This window comes from Pseudomonadota bacterium, assembly GCA_018823285.1.
Classification (GTDB): Bacteria; Desulfobacterota; Desulfobulbia; order Desulfobulbales; family JAGXFP01; genus JAHJIQ01.
The window spans coordinates 108,299-124,314 of sequence record JAHJIQ010000013.1; the positions used below are offsets into that span (position 1 = coordinate 108,299).

A 16,016-nucleotide genomic window follows, 5' to 3' on the forward strand; every position below is an offset into this window, starting at 1 on the left:
CAATATTCCGCTCGCAACGGGCATCCATGGGAGGACAAGATGAAATTGACCATCGAACCGGACGGCAGGCGGGGGACTTTAGTTCTGCGCGGAGCCCAGACAATCGGGCAGGCGCACGCTTTAAAAGAGAGCCTCCTCGACGCCTTCCAGAAGGTGGAAGAGCTTGAAATCGACATGGACGCCATTACTGAAGCAGACCTCTCCCTCCTGCAGCTTCTCTGCGCCGCGCACCGGACCTCCCAGGAACTCCGGAAAAAGCTTTTCATAAAAAGGCGCTGGCCGGAAGTCCTGGAAAAAACGGCCGGATCCGCCGGCTTTTTTCAGCACCGGCGCTGCCAGTTCAATCTGGAAAACGATTGCCTCTGGCGGAAGGAGGGAGGCGAATGAGCAAAACCATCATGACCGTCGATGATTCGGCAAGTGTCCGGCAAATGGTCAACTTTACCCTGAGCGGGGCCGGATACGGCGTTATCGAGGCGGAACACGGCAAGGACGCCCTCGCCAAGCTGAAAGCGGCCACGGTCAATATGATCATCACCGACCTGAACATGCCGGAAATGGACGGTATTGAACTGGTCCGCGCCGTCAGAAACGATCCCGCCCTGAAATTCATGCCCATCGTGCTCCTGACCACAGAATCCCAGGACACCAAGAAGCAGGAAGGCAAGCAGGCCGGCGCGACCGGCTGGATCGTCAAGCCGTTCAAACCCGAGCAACTCCTCGGGGTTGTCAAAAAAATTATCGGCAGCTGATATTCCTAATCTTAAGAAAGAGTCGCTATGGATCCACATCAAACCGCATACCTGGAAGAAGCCAAAGAACTTCTTGTTGAACTGGAAACCTCGTTGCTGGAGCTCGAGGACACCCCCGATGATCAGGAGCTGATCGGGAGGGTCTTCCGGGCGCTGCACACCATTAAAGGGTCCGGCGCGATGTTCGGCTTCGACCGGATCGCCGAGTTCACCCATCAGGTGGAAACCGCCTTCGACCTGGTCCGGTCCGGGAAAATCCCGGTCACCTCCGAGATGATCAACCTCACTTTACGGGCCCGGGACGAGATCAAGGCCATGCTTGAAGAGGCGGAAACCGGCGAGACAACGGACCCCGGTTCCGCCGAGGAGATCATCAATGCCTTCATCGCCCTGACCACCGGCGCAGCACCTCCCGCACCGGAGCCCCCGCCCCAGCTTCCTCCGGCCGAAAACGTCCGGCCCGGGATCATTGCTCCGGATCGGCCGGAGATCAAAGGAAGATTGACCACCTTCAGGATTCTGTTCAAGCCCCGGCGGGAAATTCTCCAGACCGGCACCAATCCCATCCTCCTGCTCGATGAGCTGAATGCCCTCGGCGAATGCACGATCATCGTCAATAATGAAAAGATCCCCTCACTCCACACCATCGATACCGAGCAGTGCTATGTGAGCTGGGAAATCCTGCTGACCACCGACCAGGGAATCAACAGCGTCAGGGATGTCTTCATCTTTGTCGAAGACCTGAGCGAAATCGTGATCGAGGTGCTCGAGGAAGATCTCGATTCCCTGGATGACAGCCAGCAGAAGAGACTCGGCGAAATCCTGATTGAACGCCGTGAAATTTCAGCTGAAGCGCTGACCGCCTGCCTCGACAAGCAAAAAAGGATCGGCGAGGTCCTGATCGGCGAGAAACTGATCAGCAACCAGGCCGTTGCCAATGCCCTGGCCCAGCAGCAGCATTCTTCCAGAGTGCTGAAAAAACAGAAAGAGCTTGCCGAAACTTCAACGATCCGGGTGGAGGCCAATCGTCTGGACAAGCTGGTCAATCTGGTCGGGGAACTGGTCACCCTGCAGGCCCGCCTGGGCCAGAAGGCCTTCCGGGAAAATGATCCCGACCTCATCTCAATCTCCGAGGAGGCCGACCGCCTGACTTCGGCATTACGGAACAATGCGATGAGTATCCGGATGCTGCCCATCGGCAAGACCTTCAGCAAGTTCCGCCGGCTGGTCCGGGACCTCTCGAAAAACCTCGGCAAGGAGATCATCCTTACCACCGAGGGCGAGGAGACCGAACTGGACAAAACCGTCATCGACAAATTGAATGACCCCCTGGTCCATCTGATCCGGAACTGTATCGATCACGGCATCGAACTGCCGGAGGAAAGGATGCATGCGGGCAAAGCAGGCCAGGGGACCATCCATTTAAAGGCTTTCCATTCCGGGGCCAATGTCTTTCTGCAGATCACCGATGACGGCAAAGGCCTCGACTGCAAGGCGATTCATGCCAAGGGGGTCGAAAAGGGCATCATCCAGGCGGATACCGTCCTGGCCGAGAAAGAACTCTTCGCCCTCATCTTCGCGCCTGGATTTTCCACCGCCAAAACCGTCTCGGATGTCTCCGGCCGCGGCGTCGGCATGGATGTGGTGAAAAAGAACATTGACGCCCTCCGCGGCACTATCGAAATCGAAAGCCGGCAGGGCTCCGGGACCACGGTCACCCTCAAACTGCCCCTGACCCTCGCGATCATCGACGGGCTTCTGGTGCAGATCGGGAAGGGCTTTTTCGTCATCCCGCTCTCCGCAGTCGAGGAATGCCTGGAGGTCACAAGAACGGAGGCAAACCAGGCCCTGGAAAGGAGCATGCTCTCCTCCCGGGGGGAAATCCTCTCCTATATCAGCCTGCGCCGGCTGTTTTCCTGTCACGACACCCCTCCGCCCCTGGAAAAGATCGTGGTGATCGAGGAAAACGGCCACCGGATCGGCCTCGGCCTCGACAGCGTCATCGGCCAGCACCAGACCGTGATCAAGGGGTTGAGCAAGGTGTATCAGAATGTGAAGGGCCTTTCGGGGGCAACCATCCTCGGCGACGGCACCATGGCCCTGATCCTCGATATCCCGCAACTGGCCCAATGCGTGAAATCAGAACCGCCATTGTGAAATAAAGGAACAGAGAGAGAGTCCACCAACAATATTAATGACAACATCCAACAACCACATCCGGGAGTATTGAGCATGAAGATCAACGACATTAAAGTCAGCGTAAAACTCATCGGCGCCTTTCTCATTGTCGCACTCATCGTTGCCATCGTCGGGGTGACCGGCCTGATCACCTGCAACAATGTCGGCAAAGCGACCGACATCATCCTTGATGAACAGGTCCCCCTGGCGGATGCGACCATGGAGAGCTCCATCGCCCTGATCAGCACCCGGGACCTGATGGGGGAATTCCTCCTCAATGACAGCAAGGAGACTCTCGATCAGGCCGCCATGGAGTTTGAGAACAATATCAAAAAGCTGCAGGACCAGCTTGCCTTCCTGAAAAACAACGGCAACGACGCAATCAAGGAGGCCGTCTCCCAGGCCGAATCGCAGGTGAATCAGTACATCACCGCCGGTCACTCCCTGATGGCCGAACACCGGGAGAAACTTGCGAAAACCATGGACCGCCAGGCGGCCATGGAGAAACTGGACGCGGAAATCGACTCGATCAAGGAATCCCTTGCAAAATACGAGGAAACCTTGACCAGAAACAAGGCAATTGACGAAAAAGTCGATGCGGCCATGGAATCAAAAACCATTATTGTCGAACAGCAGGCCATTGTCGAAGAGTTCATGAGCATCAGGACCCTTGAAGAATCGTCAGCGCTGCAGCTGTCCTTCAAGGATATGGAAAAACAATTCGACAAGCTGGAGCATCTCCTGCCCAAAGAAACCACCAGGGAACACGCCGCATTTTCAGAGAATGCCCACAAAATTTTCAAACTTGGCGCAGAAATCGTGCAGCTGAATACGAACACCAGAACCCAGATGGCCCAGGTAGACGAGTTGAGCGGCAAGAGCATCGACCTTGCCGGCAAAATGGAGGAGATTGCCGGCAAAAACATGCAGCTGGCCATGGAATCCGCCGACAGTTCGCAGGGCAAAGGGCGCTGGATCATCGGGATCATGACCTTCTTGAGTTTTGCCATTGCCTTTCTCCTTGGTTTTTCCCTCTCCCGGCATATTTCCGTGCCCCTGCTGGAAGCGGTGGATGTCTCGGGGAAACTCAGCAGGGGAGACTTGAGCGTTGAGATTGAAATCAACAGAAAAGACGAAATCGGTCAACTGCTCACCGCCATGAAAAACATGGTCGCCAAGCTGCGGATGGTGGTCGGCGATGTCTTAAGCGCTTCGAGCAATGTCTCTTCCGGCAGCCAGCAGATGAGTTCGAGCGCCGAAGAGATGTCCCAGGGCGCCACGGAACAGGCGGCCGCCGCCGAAGAGGCATCGTCCTCCATGGAAGAGATGGCCTCGAACATCAGCCAGAATGCCGACAACGCCCTCCAGACCGGCAAGATCGCCGGCAAATCAGCCGAAGACGCCCTCGAAGGCGGCAAAGCGGTGACCGAGACGGTAGCCGCCATGAAGCAGATTGCCGAAAAGATCTCGATCATCGAGGAGATTGCCCGCCAGACCGACCTGCTGGCCCTGAACGCCGCCATCGAAGCCGCCCGGGCCGGCGAACACGGCAAGGGCTTTGCGGTTGTCGCCTCGGAGGTCAGGAAACTTGCGGAACGGAGCCAGACCGCGGCGGGCGAGATCAGCAAGCTCTCCTCCTCCAGCGTCGAAATCGCCGAACATGCCGGCACCCTGCTCACTTCCCTGGTGCCGAATATCCAGAAAACCTCCGAGCTGGTCCAGGAAATCAGCGCCGCCAGCAATGAGCAGAACACCGGGGCCGACCAGATCAACAAGGCAATCCAGCAGCTCGACCAGGTCATCCAGCAGAACGCCGCCGTCGCCGAAGAGATGTCCTCCACTTCCGAGGAGCTGGCCAGCCAGGCGGAAATGCTGCTTGAGACCGTCGGCTTCTTTAAACTCGACGACCAGGGTTCCGGCCAGATCCGCGGCGAGAGAAGCTATCATCATCAGCATCACACCCCGCCGAAAAAGACGGCAAAAAGGCAACAGATCGCCCATGTCCCCCATAAAGAAAGCCATGAAGATCCGGCTCAGGGACAGAGTGGAGCAAAAGGTTTTGAATTCAACCTCGGCCATGAAGGACCTGCCGGAGACCAGATGGACAATGATTTTGAAAAATATTGAAACGGCGTTCACCGCGGATTCCGAAAATGTTCCGGGCCAACACGCCCGGAACCGCCATTCACATATTTTTTAGGAGAATGTCACCATGAGTGAATCATCTTTGTATCTCACCTTCCGCCTGGAAGATGAACTTTTTGCCGTGGATGTTTCCCAGGTCCGCGAGGTGCTTGATGTTGCCGCCATCACCAAAATCCCCCGCGCCCTTGATTTTATGCGGGGCATCATCAATATCAGGGGCACCGTGGTGCCGGTCATCGATCTGCGGACCAAATTCGGCATGACCGAAACCAGACAGACCCTCGATTCGCGGATCGTGGTCATGGAAATCGATCTCGACGGCGAGACAACCCTGATCGGGGCGATGGCGGACTCGGTCCATGAAGTCCTCGAACTGGACCGTGACCAGATTGAACCCCCGCCCAGACTCGGCTCGCGCTGGCGCATTGAATTCATCAAGGGTGTCGGGACCCGGGATGAGGAATTCATCCTGATCCTCGATATCGACCGGGTGTTCTCCGCCGAAGAACTGACCAGGATTTCCGCCGTCGACACCAGCGCCCAGGCGGCGCCGGTGGACGATGAAAAAGAGTGATTGGGACGGGGGTGATCGGTTTGCCGGCGTCATCCAATCCATCCCCGGCGCTTTCCCAAAAAAGCGAATATGCCGCCGTATCCGCCCCGGAGGCCATGAATGACCGCCTGTTTGCCCGCTTTCAGGCGGTCATCATGGACAAGCTGGGCATCAAGATCACCAGTGCCAAAAAAACCATGCTCCAGTCCCGCCTGTCGAAGCGGTTACGGTTACGGGGGCTTAAATCCTACGAGGAATATTTTGATCTCCTCTTCAAGTCCCCGGCAGGCAGGGATGAAATCCAGGCATTCATAGACGTTATCACCACCAACAAGACCGATTTTTTCCGGGAGCCGCACCATTTCGACTATCTCGCCCGCAATGCCTTTCCGCAGATCGTCGGCGGCGGGCGGAGTCTCGACCTGCACCGGGGGATCAATCTCTGGAGTGCCGGTTGTTCCTCGGGAGAAGAGCCATACACCATAGCCATGGTCGCCAACGAGTTTTTCCGCCTGCGCCAAAATCTCCGCTATACCATCTATGCCAGCGACATCTGCTCCACCGTTCTCCGGAAGGCCAGAACTGCGGTTTATCCACACCACACCGCAGCACCCATCCCGGTTGACCTGAAAAAAAAATACCTGCTGCGCAGCAAGGACCGCAACAATGACCAGGTCAGAATCATTCCGGAACTCCGGGCGAAAATCCGGTTTCTGCAGCTCAACTTCATGGACGACGAGTACCGTCTGCCGACCAAGGTCCAGGTGATTTTCTGCCGCAATGTCATGATCTATTTCGATCAAGAGACCCAGAAAAAGGTCCTGGCCAGGATGTGCCGCGAGCTTCTGCCGGGCGGCTATCTTTTTGTCGGGCATTCCGAAACCCTTACCGGCCTCGGGCTGCCTCTGGTTTCCGTCGGCCCTACCATCTACAGGAAGATCACATGAGCCCGCGCAATTCTTGTGTGTCGCAGATCTATCTCAAACCGGCGATGATTTTCTTCGATGCCTCGCCGGCCTGCGTTTCCACGGTGCTCGGCTCCTGTGTGACCCTCACCATGCTCGTTCGCCGGCTCGAGCTGGCCTCGGTCTGCCACGCCCAGCTCCCTTACTGCAAAACGCCGGGGTCTTGCGCCACCACCTGCAGCGAAAAATATAAATTTGTCGATTGTGCGATTACCCGCATGTTGGAAAGCTTTACCGGTTGCGGCGCCGCTCTTTCGGAAATAGAAATCAAGATCTTCGGCGGCGCCGACGGCATCAGGGGGGACACTCCCGGCGGGCAGTCGATCCGGATCGGCAAAATGAATATCGAAGCAGCCATCCGGACCCTGCGGCAACGGGAGCTGAAACCGGTCAGCGGAGATGTCGGCGGGTCAAGAGGACGGAAGATTTACTTCCTCACTCCCACGGGTGACGTCTGGTCTAAAAAACTCTCGGCGGGGGAGCCCTGTCCCAGATACCCGGAAAATGTCGGCCATCAAAATATCACCCTGGGCGGATTCACCATCTGCCCGGCCACGCAGCAGCAGGATTTCAATTTTTTATAACGGCCACCGCGCATGGATTTCAAACCAAGTCAAAAAAAAATCAGGGTTCTTGTTGTTGATGATTCAGCCGTGGTCCGGCAGGCCCTGGAAAGCATCCTCAATTCAGACCCGGAAATCGAGGTCATGGCCACCGCCATGGACCCGTTCATCGCAGCGGACCGTATGCGGACCGAACTTCCGGACGTGATCACCCTCGACATCGAAATGCCCCGGATGGACGGGATCACCTTCCTGCAGAAGATCATGTCCCAGAACCCGATTCCGGTAGTGATCTGCTCGACCCTGACCGGCCACGGCTCGGAAACCGCCCTCAAGGCTCTCGAGCTGGGAGCGGTCGAGATCATTCAAAAACCGAAACTCGGCGCCAAAACCTTTCTGGAAGAGTCCCGGATCTCGATCTGCGATGTGGTGAAGGCCGCCGCCCAGACCCAGATCAAGAAACTTACGGTCAGAAAAACCGTGCAGCCCAAACTGACCGCGGACGCGGTCATCGCCAAACCTACCGGCAAGGCGATGATCCAGACCACCGAAAAGGTCGTGGTGATCGGGGCCTCAACCGGAGGGACCGAAGCGCTCCGGGTTTTTCTCGAATCCCTGCCCAGGGACGCCCCGGGCATCGTCATCGTCCAGCACATGCCGGAAAATTTTACCGCAGCCTTTGCCCGGCGGCTCGATTCACTCTGCCAGATCTCGGTCAAGGAAGCCGAAAACAACGACACCGTCCTCCGGGGAAGGGCCCTGATCGCCCCCGGCAACCGGCACCTTCTACTCAAACGAAGCGGCGCCCGTTATTATGTGGAAGTGAAAGAAGGTCCGCTGGTCAGCCGCCATCGGCCGTCGGTTGATGTTCTGTTCCGTTCCGCAGCCCGTTATGCCGGGAAAAACGCGGTGGGGGTCATCATGACCGGCATGGGGGATGACGGCGCGAAAGGAATGCTGGAGATGAAAAACGCCGGCGCTTACAACATTGCCCAGGACGAAGCGACTTCGGTGGTCTTCGGCATGCCGAATGAAGCGATTAAATTAAAAGCCGTCGACCGGATTGCGCCGCTGGAGTCGATCAGTGTCAACATCCTGAAGATATGCGATTCGTAGGAGAACAAAGGTTCCGTTGGCCAGCCCGTCTGCCCGTCCCGATCAGCGGGCTTGCGAAGCATCGAAACCTTTCCCCGAAGAGAGAAGGACGCCGGACAAAAACGCCTTCCGGCGCCATGCCTCGCCGCAAGGAAGTTAGTTCGCCCTGATTTGCGGGGCCAGGCTCGCCATCTTGATCTGCATCAGCGTGGGATTACAATCCGGTGCAACCAGGGCAACCAGCAGGAACTCCCCTTTGCTTCCGGCGCTGCGTGTGGCCAGGGTGCCATCGGTCGACTCCAGGACAATGGAGTCGCATTTTTCCAGTCCGTTTTCGGTTGTTGTCTGTGACGCCAGCCTGAACAGGTCGGCAATAACCGTCCCGCCGCTGTTGAGGTCGATCGAATTCCCGTTTTTCTCCTCCGCCAGCAACACCCCATTCCTGTGCAGGATTGCTGCCCCGATATATCCCGCCACTTTTGCCAGCGCCCTGAATATCCCGGCCTGCGGCAATTCCTTTTCTTCCGGCTGGGTCACGGCCCGGCTTGCGGTTTCATCTTTTCTGCGGCTTGCCTCGAGCAAGAGCCCGACATAGCTCTTTTCAATGCTCAGGACCGGGGGCCTGACATTCCTCCTGCTTTCGATATTGCCGCCCCCAAAGGCCATAATCCGGTAAAAAGCCTCCTCTCCTTCAATATCACCGGCAATGGCGTGGACAATATTGCCGCTGTCGAAAAATATCATCCCCGATTTTTTTCCGTCACGGATCTTGAGCGCTACAGTATTGCACGACAGGCAATTGAGCTGAATCATGTCTGAGAGCTCAATACCGGCCATGGTACCGGTAAAGCCTTTCTGTTCGGTCAGAGCCTCGATCACGCTACCACGTAAGAGCTCGATATCATAAGGTTTTTCAATAAAACGAAGACATCCGCCGAGGAGCGCGTCGCGTTTTATTTCAGCAGTCGGGAAGGCGGTCATTACAATAAAAGCAAGGTCCGGGACTATCGCCGATGCCGCCAGAATCAGTTCCATGCCATTCATTCCCGGCATATGAACATCGGTGATCAGGAGACTGATACCTTCCTTTTCAATGATCGACAGCGCCTCTTCGCCGGAGGAGGCGGTGATGATTTCGGCATTGATCTCTTTACAGTCAAGGCTTAAGGCGAGAATTTTAAGCTCCTCGATCTCGTCGTCTACCAGTAATATTTTTTTCATAGGCATCACCCGATATGTGCATGCAACAGCAGATAAAACTTTATGTAATCAGACAAACATTTCCGACCCGACAGGGATTTCAACAGCCTCCCAGAGGACTCCCGGGGGAAGATCAGCCCATACCCGGAAAGACTTTTGCCGAACATTTTCCTGATTATAAAAGGATATTACGCACTCCACAGAAGTGTCAAGAATTGAATTCCCGAAAAGACTCTTTTGACCTGTTTGAACCCATGCCTTTGACTTTCCGTATATTCAACCATTATAATAACATTAGGGCGTATCCTGTTGCTGCCCGGCTCCCGGCTTTTCTCTTAAAGGCCGGACATATTCCCCCCTCTCTGGAGGATTTACCATGCCACTTAAAATCAATGACCCTTCTTCTCTCTTTGGCTTGAACCGCCTGAACCAGACTCACAAAACCCTTTCCAGTTCGCTCGAGAAACTTGCCACCGGCAGCCGCATCAACCGGGCTGCGGATGACGCCTCGGGCATGGCCATTGCCGATGCCCTGGAAAGCCAGCGAAAGGGATACGTCCAGGCAATCCGCAACGCAACCGATGCGATCTCCATCACCCAGACCGCAGACGGCGCGATCGGCGAAATGACCAGTATTCTCCAGGAGATCCGGACCAAGGCGATCCAGGCCGCTTCCGACAGCCAGTCCCGAGACTCACGCCAGGCCCTGCAGGCGGATATCAACCGATACCTTGAAGGGCTGGACAATATCGCCAGGACCACATCCTACAACGGCCAGAAACTTCTGACCGGCCAGTTCGCAGGGAAATCGTTTCAGGTAGGCGCGGTTTCCGGGGAGACCGTGCAGATCAGTATCGGAGATATCAGTCTTGGAAAACTCGGCGGAGGATCCGATTCCGGCGATGGAGAACAGGTCTCGCGCACCTATCTTGCCTCGCCCCTGACCCTGCAGAATCCCCTGACGACCAGCGCCGAGTCAAGCCTTGAACCGGGTTCAACGTTAACAGCGCGGACGGAACTCGCCGCCGGGTCCTCCCTCGGGTTCGCTCTGGACAGCGTCAATCTGGGCGCCGATATTTCGACAACCGGCGAATCAGCTCTCGCAGCCGGTTCTACCCTTGGGGCGGGGAGTGTTATCGCAGGCGGCACAGAGCTCGGCGGCACAGTCACGCTTGCCGCCGACACGACCACAAGCGGGGTGAACACCATTGCCACCGGCTCGACTCTTGCCACCGGGACCATTCTTGCCGCCGGGACCGTCTTGAGCACCGACATAACCAGTGGCGGCACAACGTATTCCTCCGGGCAGCCCCTTGCCGCAGAGGTCACCCTGACCCAGGACGCAGCGATAACCGCACCATTGCACCTCGGCCCGGGATCATCCGTCGCCGCCGGCAGCTCCCTGGCCGGAGGTTCCGCCATATCCGGCAATATCACCCTGGCCGCCACCGCAACCATGACCGGCCCGGCAGTTTTGAAAAGCGGTTCAATCATCGCGGATGCTGCGGGAACAAACATTCTGTCCGGCTCAAGCATCGGAGGCCGGCTGACTCTTGCCGCCAACACCTCCGTTATCGGGAAGATGACCGTTGCCGCAGGCTCAGAGATCGAGGCGGGGAGCCTCCTTGGGTCAGGATCATCCGTGGGTGGTCCGGTCGTCACAGGGACCCCGTTCACCCTTGACAACACGATGCACATCGGTGCGGGGTCTCTGCTGGAATCAGGATCGGTACTCAAGGCGGGAACAGTTCTGGGAAGCGGGGTCAGCGTGGCCGGAGGGCAATCTCCGGGAGCCGGGACCGTCCTGACCGGCGATGTCGTCACCGAGGGCCGGAATTACCTCGATTCGGGAACGATCCTCGCAAAAGGCTCGACCCTGGCATCCGGCTCAACCATTGCCCCGCAGACATCACCTGTTACTACTGCCGGAGACAGCAGGCCCTCAGGATTCAGCCGGCTTGCGGAAATCGATGTGACTTCCATGGAAGGCGCCCAGGCGGCCATCGGCGCAGTTGACGAAGCGCTGTCCCAGCTGAACCGGACCAGATCGGGCCTCGGCTCCACCCAGAATCAGCTGGTCTCCTCCATCACCAACCTGTCGGTCACCATGGCCAACACCGCAGCCGCCGGATCGACCATTGCCGATCTGGACTTCGCCGAGGAATCGACCCTGCTCAACAACTTCCAGATCCTGCTGAAAGCGCAGGTGTTCGCCCAGGCTCAGACCAACCGGATCAGAGGCAGCAATGTCATGAGTTTATTGCAGGGATAAGAGATAGCACAGAAGGCCCACCGAACAGGAAGCCCCCTGCCGACTGCCTCCTGAACCCTGAAATCACGATTTTTCTTTTTTCTTCTGCAGGAAAGACCAGATGAACAGCGCCAGACCGGCGATGGAAACGACGATCGCAACCGGCCAGGGAGTGCGGTAACTTCCGGTTTCCATGGCGGTAACGATAAAAACGGCGGCAATAAAAAGGACAACATAGCTGGCGTTGCGAAGATCATCCCCGGGAATACTGTGGTCTTCTTCGCTCCCCGACCCTGCTCCGTTGCCTGCGCCGCAGGACGCCTTCTCTGCATCCCCCAAATCTACACGCCCTTTCTTCTCAGTGGATTCGTCCATATTCAATCCTCTCCTCCGGAGATCCGGTTTCACCCTACGGGTAGAAGTTTCGCATGCGCAGGCAAGCTGCCCGGCATAAGCTTTACTTGCAGCAGCTCTGCCGCTCTTCAGGCACACCAAGCTTTTTCAGGATCAGCCCCATCGGGCAGAAGCCGGTGATCCCGAACTGAAAAAGATTGGCGCCGACAAAAGCGGTAAAGAAGTACCAGTAAGGATGGACCCAGGTCCCCAGAGCAAGACTTGCGAGAATAAAAATACCGGCAATCGAGTGTATCCAGTCATTCACTGTTTTCGTCATGGTGAAACCTCCTGAGAAATATCTGAAAGCAGAACTTGTTTGAAAATAATGATAAAGGCGGAGAATGCGAGGCGACCTGAAAGGACAATATCCGCGCTTCAGGAACCGCACACCCCGCCGGTCCCGAAAGCGACAATGGAAAACCGGCGGGACTATTCCTTGCAGAACAACTTGCGCATGGTAGCGATAAGTTCGAGAATTCTTCTATCTTCAATCTTGTTGTAGATAAAATTTGCATCCTTGCGTGAGCTGATGATCCCCTGATTTCTCAGGATCGAAAGATGTTGCGAGACATTGGCGTTGGTGGTCTTGACCTCTTCCCGGATATCGCCCACCGCCATTTCACCATCCTGCAGCATGCAGAGAATCTTCATTCTGATCGGATGGGACATGGTCTTCAACAGGGCCGCCACACTTTTTACGTCTTCTTCCTTCAAGATCATCACCCCTTTTTACTATTTCAGCGTTTAGTTTAATTTCAGCCACAGGAGTTGTCAATGAGATTAAGACCGGGAAACTGTGACTTTTATCCCCTTCGCCGCCTTCAGTTCACAGGCAGCACTGCCGCCGTTGACGGCAACCTCCAGGTAATTCCGACTGCCGAGCAGGGCCAGCAGGCGCCCTTTTTCCACATCACTGTATGCACGCCGGAGAGGACCTATGCCCTGCCCCCCGACACCAACAGCCAAACCGCCATCCGCCGGATCATACCCCCAGTCCATCATATTATCACGACTTATATTGCTGATCAGAGAACCGAAACTGTCGACCGAGACGACCTTTCCGCGAATCTCACCTCTCGCGGAATCAGGCACGGGGAAGATATCTTGCAGGGAAACGAGTTCCGCCACCCCGATTTCCGGGCCGACCATGGAGGAGGCCAGGCCGCCATCGAGTTTGGCGGCAACCGGAGCAAAGATATCGCGCCCGTGAAAGGTCGCGCTGACCGGTTCAAGAAAGTATTCCTCGCGAGAAACAACGTACGCCCGGACCGGGCCAAGCTCATTGAGCAGAAGGGTCGCCACCCCGTTGTCCGGCACCAGGAACCGATGCCCCGCCGCCTCAACAAGAACAATCCTTCTTCCGGAACCAACCCCCGGGTCCACAACCACCACATGGACGGACCCTTCCGGGAACCAGGAAAAGACCGACCGGATCAGAAAGGCTGCTTCGGTGATGTCCTGCGCAGCCAGAGAGTGATTGATATCGACAATCGTCGCGTGCGGGGAACGTGACAGGATCACCCCTTTCATCACTCCGACATACTCGCTGGTCAGCCCGAAATCAGTGGTCAGTGTGATCATGCCTGAATATCTCAATCATTAATGCACCATTCTGCTGACCCCGACCAGTCTGGCCCGCCTCCCGATCTCCGGGCGCATTTCCTTTAATGCCGCCATGGTTTGCGGATAGGGATGCCCGATCCCGATCGCCCAGCCCTTCTTCCCGGCCACATCGAGGAGATGGGAGAGCTGTTTTTTGATCTTGCGCTTTTCCCGGTCATTATCGAGAAAGACATGCCGCTTGGCGGTCTTTATCCCCATCTCTCGCGCCATGAAATAGCCGACACTGTTTCTGGAGGTCATGCTGTCGAGAAAGAAGAGCTTATGTTCCTGCACCATCTCCAGAAAGAGGGCCATCGCCTCCCGGTTCTGGGTGAACCGGGAACCCATGTGATTGTTCACCCCGGTCGCCTGCGGAAGTGCGGCAAGATCTTTCCGGAACATCGCCCGCATCTCTTCACGATTCATCGAAATAAACAACGCGCCCGGTCCCGGGTCCCAGCGACTGTCGGCCGGCTCCAGCGGAACATGGAGAAGAACATCGCGTCCTTTCCGGGCGGCCATTCGAGACAGCTTCTCCAGGTAGGGACCCGAGGGCAGAAAAGCGAATGAGAGTTCAAGGTCGAGGTTTAAAAGCCCCTTCCCTGTTTCAAGCTGATAGCCCATGTCGTCGATCACGATCGCCAGCAGCGGTTTTTCAGCATCGTCCGGCTCTTCTCCCGCCGGTTTTACGGCATCACGGTCAAGCAGAAGCTTTTTGTCTCCGGGTTCGACAATGACCGGGGCATGCGGCAAGCCCGGTTCCTCATAGGTGAAAGGCCCGGCTTTGTCCGCGCCCCTCCCGCCATTGCCGTTTTCGGTCGAATAGGGCTTGATCACCAGGATCACAAAAGCGGCGATCAGGGTCTGGAGGATAACCCCGGCAATGATCACCGGCACCAGAAGGTTTTTCTTCTTGCGCTTCGAGATCTTTTTCCGCTTATTATTCTGTCTGCCTTTATATACAGCCATGCCACTATTTTCTGCCGGTCAGATTTTATTACCAACAGTCATGAAGAGAGGGGGAAACAATCCGGGAATCACAACCGTCACCAGGAATTTCATGCACTGCATTACATTATCTGCCACGAAAGAATAGTCAACCGAATTGATCCGGGGCCGTCCTGATGGTATACTTTGTGGCACCTTGCATCCCCATAAGATCAACACATCACCGGAGTCATCCCATGTGCGCAACCAGATATCTATTTCTCATTCTCTGTCTTCCCCTCATCTTTTTGCCGCCGGCAACAGCAGGAGAAAACCCGGCAGCAGGACGTTTTGTGAAACTGGATGAACAGGCTAAAGAGCTTCCCGATGACGCACCGCACTGGGTGATGGTGAAAGACACCGGAAACGGTCTGATCTGGGAGGTCAAAACCGATGACGAATCCGTCCACAATTTGAACAACGTCTATTCCTGGAAAAAATCAAAAAGTCAGTTCATCAAACAGCTCAACGATGAAAAATTCGGCACCTTTTCCGACTGGCGCCTGCCGGAAGAAGACGAACTGGGCTCCCTCCTCGACAAAACCGGAGCTCCCCCATACATCAACGACCAATACTTTCCGAAAACCTTGCCGGAACACTATCAGAGCTGGGTGTTATGCGGAGATGGCCAATCAGTGAACAGCAGCACGATCCATTTCGGCGATCCGCAGAAAGACAGGAAGAAACCACGCGAAATCAGGGTGCGGGCCGTTCGGGGGCAGACGGCAAAGAAATGAAGCAAAACCCGGAAGAGACGGCAGACATTTCCAATTCCGTCAAAGTCATGGTGGGCAAGGAAACTATGTTTTGCAAGGGCTGTCAGGGAACCTTAAGTTTTGTGAAATGAATTGCCGATCCAATCAATCCTCACATTGTGACCCGGCGGATTCGCTGCTTACAGAGACCACATTCTCAGACCCACAATCGGGACATATCGTTTTGGCTTCATACATTTTTGGTGAGGTGTTTACCAAAACAACTGTTTTTACCATATGACAAAAAGTTTTCTTGCAATCACAGCAACACTTGATCACTTCGTATCTTCCGTCGCATTTATCACACTTCATCCCCTTTCTCCTCAGAATCACTGATAATAAATCTCATTATACTATAAAATGAATGGATTACGATTTCGTCTGCACATCATATTTTTTGCGTCACTCATGTGTACAGAACTTGCCACGGCATTCTAAATACTGACTCCCTGGCGGCTTACCGGTTTGAGGGCAAAAAGGCAACCCAGGATTGCAACTCCCCCAGCAGATAGTGAACAGCGCGAGACTCCGAGCTACGCGGAATGATGAACCCTTACGGGTACTCGCTCCCCTG

At 55.8% G+C, this 16,016-nt stretch carries 16 protein-coding genes; 10 read left to right on the plus strand and 6 right to left on the minus strand.

Annotated features, from left to right (window positions below; translation table 11 throughout):
* The first annotated feature begins 39 nt into the window (after positions 1–39).
* The 8 genes from KKG35_03820 to KKG35_03855 all read left to right on the plus strand — a co-directional run bounded on the left by KKG35_03820 (position 40) and on the right by KKG35_03855 (position 8,272).
* The gene (locus tag KKG35_03820) at positions 40–387 is read left to right on the plus strand and encodes an STAS domain-containing protein (GenBank protein MBU1737243.1); all 348 of its coding nucleotides are present in this window, start codon (positions 40–42) and stop codon (positions 385–387) included.
* On the plus strand, positions 384–752 hold the full coding sequence (locus KKG35_03825; protein MBU1737244.1) for a response regulator: 369 nt from the start codon (positions 384–386) through the stop codon (positions 750–752). The genes KKG35_03820 and KKG35_03825 overlap by 4 nt, the downstream gene beginning before the upstream one ends.
* A 27-nt stretch (positions 753–779) precedes the next feature.
* Entirely contained in the window at positions 780–2,909 is a 2,130-nt protein-coding gene (locus KKG35_03830) for a chemotaxis protein CheA (GenBank protein ID MBU1737245.1), read from the plus strand.
* A 75-nt stretch (positions 2,910–2,984) separates the two neighbouring features.
* Entirely contained in the window at positions 2,985–5,057 is a 2,073-nt protein-coding gene (locus KKG35_03835; GenBank protein MBU1737246.1) for a HAMP domain-containing protein, read from the plus strand.
* A gap of 85 nt (positions 5,058–5,142) precedes the next feature.
* The gene (locus KKG35_03840) at positions 5,143–5,649 is read left to right on the plus strand and encodes a chemotaxis protein CheW (protein ID MBU1737247.1); all 507 of its coding nucleotides are present in this window, start codon (positions 5,143–5,145) and stop codon (positions 5,647–5,649) included.
* A 95-nt stretch (positions 5,650–5,744) separates the two neighbouring features.
* Entirely contained in the window at positions 5,745–6,575 is an 831-nt protein-coding gene (locus tag KKG35_03845) for a chemotaxis protein CheR (protein ID MBU1737248.1), read from the plus strand.
* The gene (locus KKG35_03850) at positions 6,572–7,177 is read left to right on the plus strand and encodes a chemotaxis protein CheD (GenBank protein ID MBU1737249.1); all 606 of its coding nucleotides are present in this window, start codon (positions 6,572–6,574) and stop codon (positions 7,175–7,177) included. Before KKG35_03845 ends, KKG35_03850 begins: the two co-directional genes overlap by 4 nt.
* Before the next feature lie 12 nt (positions 7,178–7,189).
* Positions 7,190–8,272 carry a chemotaxis response regulator protein-glutamate methylesterase gene (locus KKG35_03855; protein ID MBU1737250.1) on the plus strand — a complete coding sequence of 361 codons (1,083 nt, stop codon included), beginning with the start codon at positions 7,190–7,192 and terminating at the stop codon, positions 8,270–8,272.
* A 135-nt stretch (positions 8,273–8,407) separates the two neighbouring features.
* On the opposite strand, the gene KKG35_03860 is transcribed toward KKG35_03855, so the two are convergent.
* The gene (locus KKG35_03860; protein MBU1737251.1) at positions 8,408–9,472 is read right to left on the minus strand and encodes a response regulator; all 1,065 of its coding nucleotides are present in this window, start codon (positions 9,470–9,472) and stop codon (positions 8,408–8,410) included.
* 355 nt (positions 9,473–9,827) lie between these two features.
* Between KKG35_03860 and KKG35_03865 the strand changes: the two genes are divergently transcribed.
* Positions 9,828–11,723 (plus strand): hypothetical protein, encoded by a 1,896-nt coding sequence (locus KKG35_03865; GenBank protein MBU1737252.1) that lies wholly within the window; start codon positions 9,828–9,830, stop codon positions 11,721–11,723.
* Positions 11,724–11,786: 63 nt separating this feature from the next.
* On the opposite strand, the gene KKG35_03870 is transcribed toward KKG35_03865, so the two are convergent.
* The 5 genes from KKG35_03870 to KKG35_03890 all read right to left on the minus strand — a co-directional run bounded on the left by KKG35_03870 (position 11,787) and on the right by KKG35_03890 (position 14,669).
* Positions 11,787–12,077: a hypothetical protein gene (locus KKG35_03870; protein MBU1737253.1), complete on the minus strand. Its 291-nt coding sequence runs from the start codon at positions 12,075–12,077 to the stop codon at positions 11,787–11,789.
* Between the two features lie 82 nt (positions 12,078–12,159).
* Entirely contained in the window at positions 12,160–12,375 is a 216-nt protein-coding gene (locus tag KKG35_03875) for a DUF2892 domain-containing protein (protein MBU1737254.1), read from the minus strand.
* Positions 12,376–12,527: 152 nt separating this feature from the next.
* Complete coding sequence (locus KKG35_03880; protein MBU1737255.1) at positions 12,528–12,818, minus strand: metalloregulator ArsR/SmtB family transcription factor; 291 nt, start codon at positions 12,816–12,818, stop codon at positions 12,528–12,530.
* Positions 12,819–12,878: 60 nt separating this feature from the next.
* On the minus strand, positions 12,879–13,679 hold the full coding sequence (locus KKG35_03885; GenBank protein MBU1737256.1) for an SAM-dependent chlorinase/fluorinase: 801 nt from the start codon (positions 13,677–13,679) through the stop codon (positions 12,879–12,881).
* Between the two features lie 18 nt (positions 13,680–13,697).
* Positions 13,698–14,669 carry a divergent polysaccharide deacetylase family protein gene (locus KKG35_03890; protein ID MBU1737257.1) on the minus strand — a complete coding sequence of 324 codons (972 nt, stop codon included), beginning with the start codon at positions 14,667–14,669 and terminating at the stop codon, positions 13,698–13,700.
* Between the two features lie 215 nt (positions 14,670–14,884).
* Between KKG35_03890 and KKG35_03895 the strand changes: the two genes are divergently transcribed.
* Positions 14,885–15,424, plus strand: coding sequence for a DUF1566 domain-containing protein (locus tag KKG35_03895; protein MBU1737258.1), 540 nt, complete (start codon positions 14,885–14,887; stop codon positions 15,422–15,424).
* Positions 15,425–16,016: the final 592 nt, after the last annotated feature.

Coding starts and splice junctions, on each gene's coding strand:
- KKG35_03850 (MBU1737249.1), top strand. CDS start 6,572: ATGAGCCCGCGCAATTCTTGTGTGTCGCAGATCTATCTCAAACCGGCG.
- KKG35_03865 (MBU1737252.1), top strand. CDS start 9,828: ATGCCACTTAAAATCAATGACCCTTCTTCTCTCTTTGGCTTGAACCGC.
- KKG35_03825 (MBU1737244.1), top strand. CDS start 384: ATGAGCAAAACCATCATGACCGTCGATGATTCGGCAAGTGTCCGGCAA.
- KKG35_03875 (MBU1737254.1), bottom strand. CDS start 12,375: ATGACGAAAACAGTGAATGACTGGATACACTCGATTGCCGGTATTTTT.
- KKG35_03860 (MBU1737251.1), bottom strand. CDS start 9,472: ATGAAAAAAATATTACTGGTAGACGACGAGATCGAGGAGCTTAAAATT.
- KKG35_03840 (MBU1737247.1), top strand. CDS start 5,143: ATGAGTGAATCATCTTTGTATCTCACCTTCCGCCTGGAAGATGAACTT.
- KKG35_03890 (MBU1737257.1), bottom strand. CDS start 14,669: ATGGCTGTATATAAAGGCAGACAGAATAATAAGCGGAAAAAGATCTCG.
- KKG35_03820 (MBU1737243.1), top strand. CDS start 40: ATGAAATTGACCATCGAACCGGACGGCAGGCGGGGGACTTTAGTTCTG.
- KKG35_03870 (MBU1737253.1), bottom strand. CDS start 12,077: ATGGACGAATCCACTGAGAAGAAAGGGCGTGTAGATTTGGGGGATGCA.
- KKG35_03885 (MBU1737256.1), bottom strand. CDS start 13,679: ATGATCACACTGACCACTGATTTCGGGCTGACCAGCGAGTATGTCGGA.
- KKG35_03855 (MBU1737250.1), top strand. CDS start 7,190: ATGGATTTCAAACCAAGTCAAAAAAAAATCAGGGTTCTTGTTGTTGAT.
- KKG35_03880 (MBU1737255.1), bottom strand. CDS start 12,818: ATGATCTTGAAGGAAGAAGACGTAAAAAGTGTGGCGGCCCTGTTGAAG.
- KKG35_03835 (MBU1737246.1), top strand. CDS start 2,985: ATGAAGATCAACGACATTAAAGTCAGCGTAAAACTCATCGGCGCCTTT.
- KKG35_03830 (MBU1737245.1), top strand. CDS start 780: ATGGATCCACATCAAACCGCATACCTGGAAGAAGCCAAAGAACTTCTT.
- KKG35_03845 (MBU1737248.1), top strand. CDS start 5,745: ATGAATGACCGCCTGTTTGCCCGCTTTCAGGCGGTCATCATGGACAAG.
- KKG35_03895 (MBU1737258.1), top strand. CDS start 14,885: ATGTGCGCAACCAGATATCTATTTCTCATTCTCTGTCTTCCCCTCATC.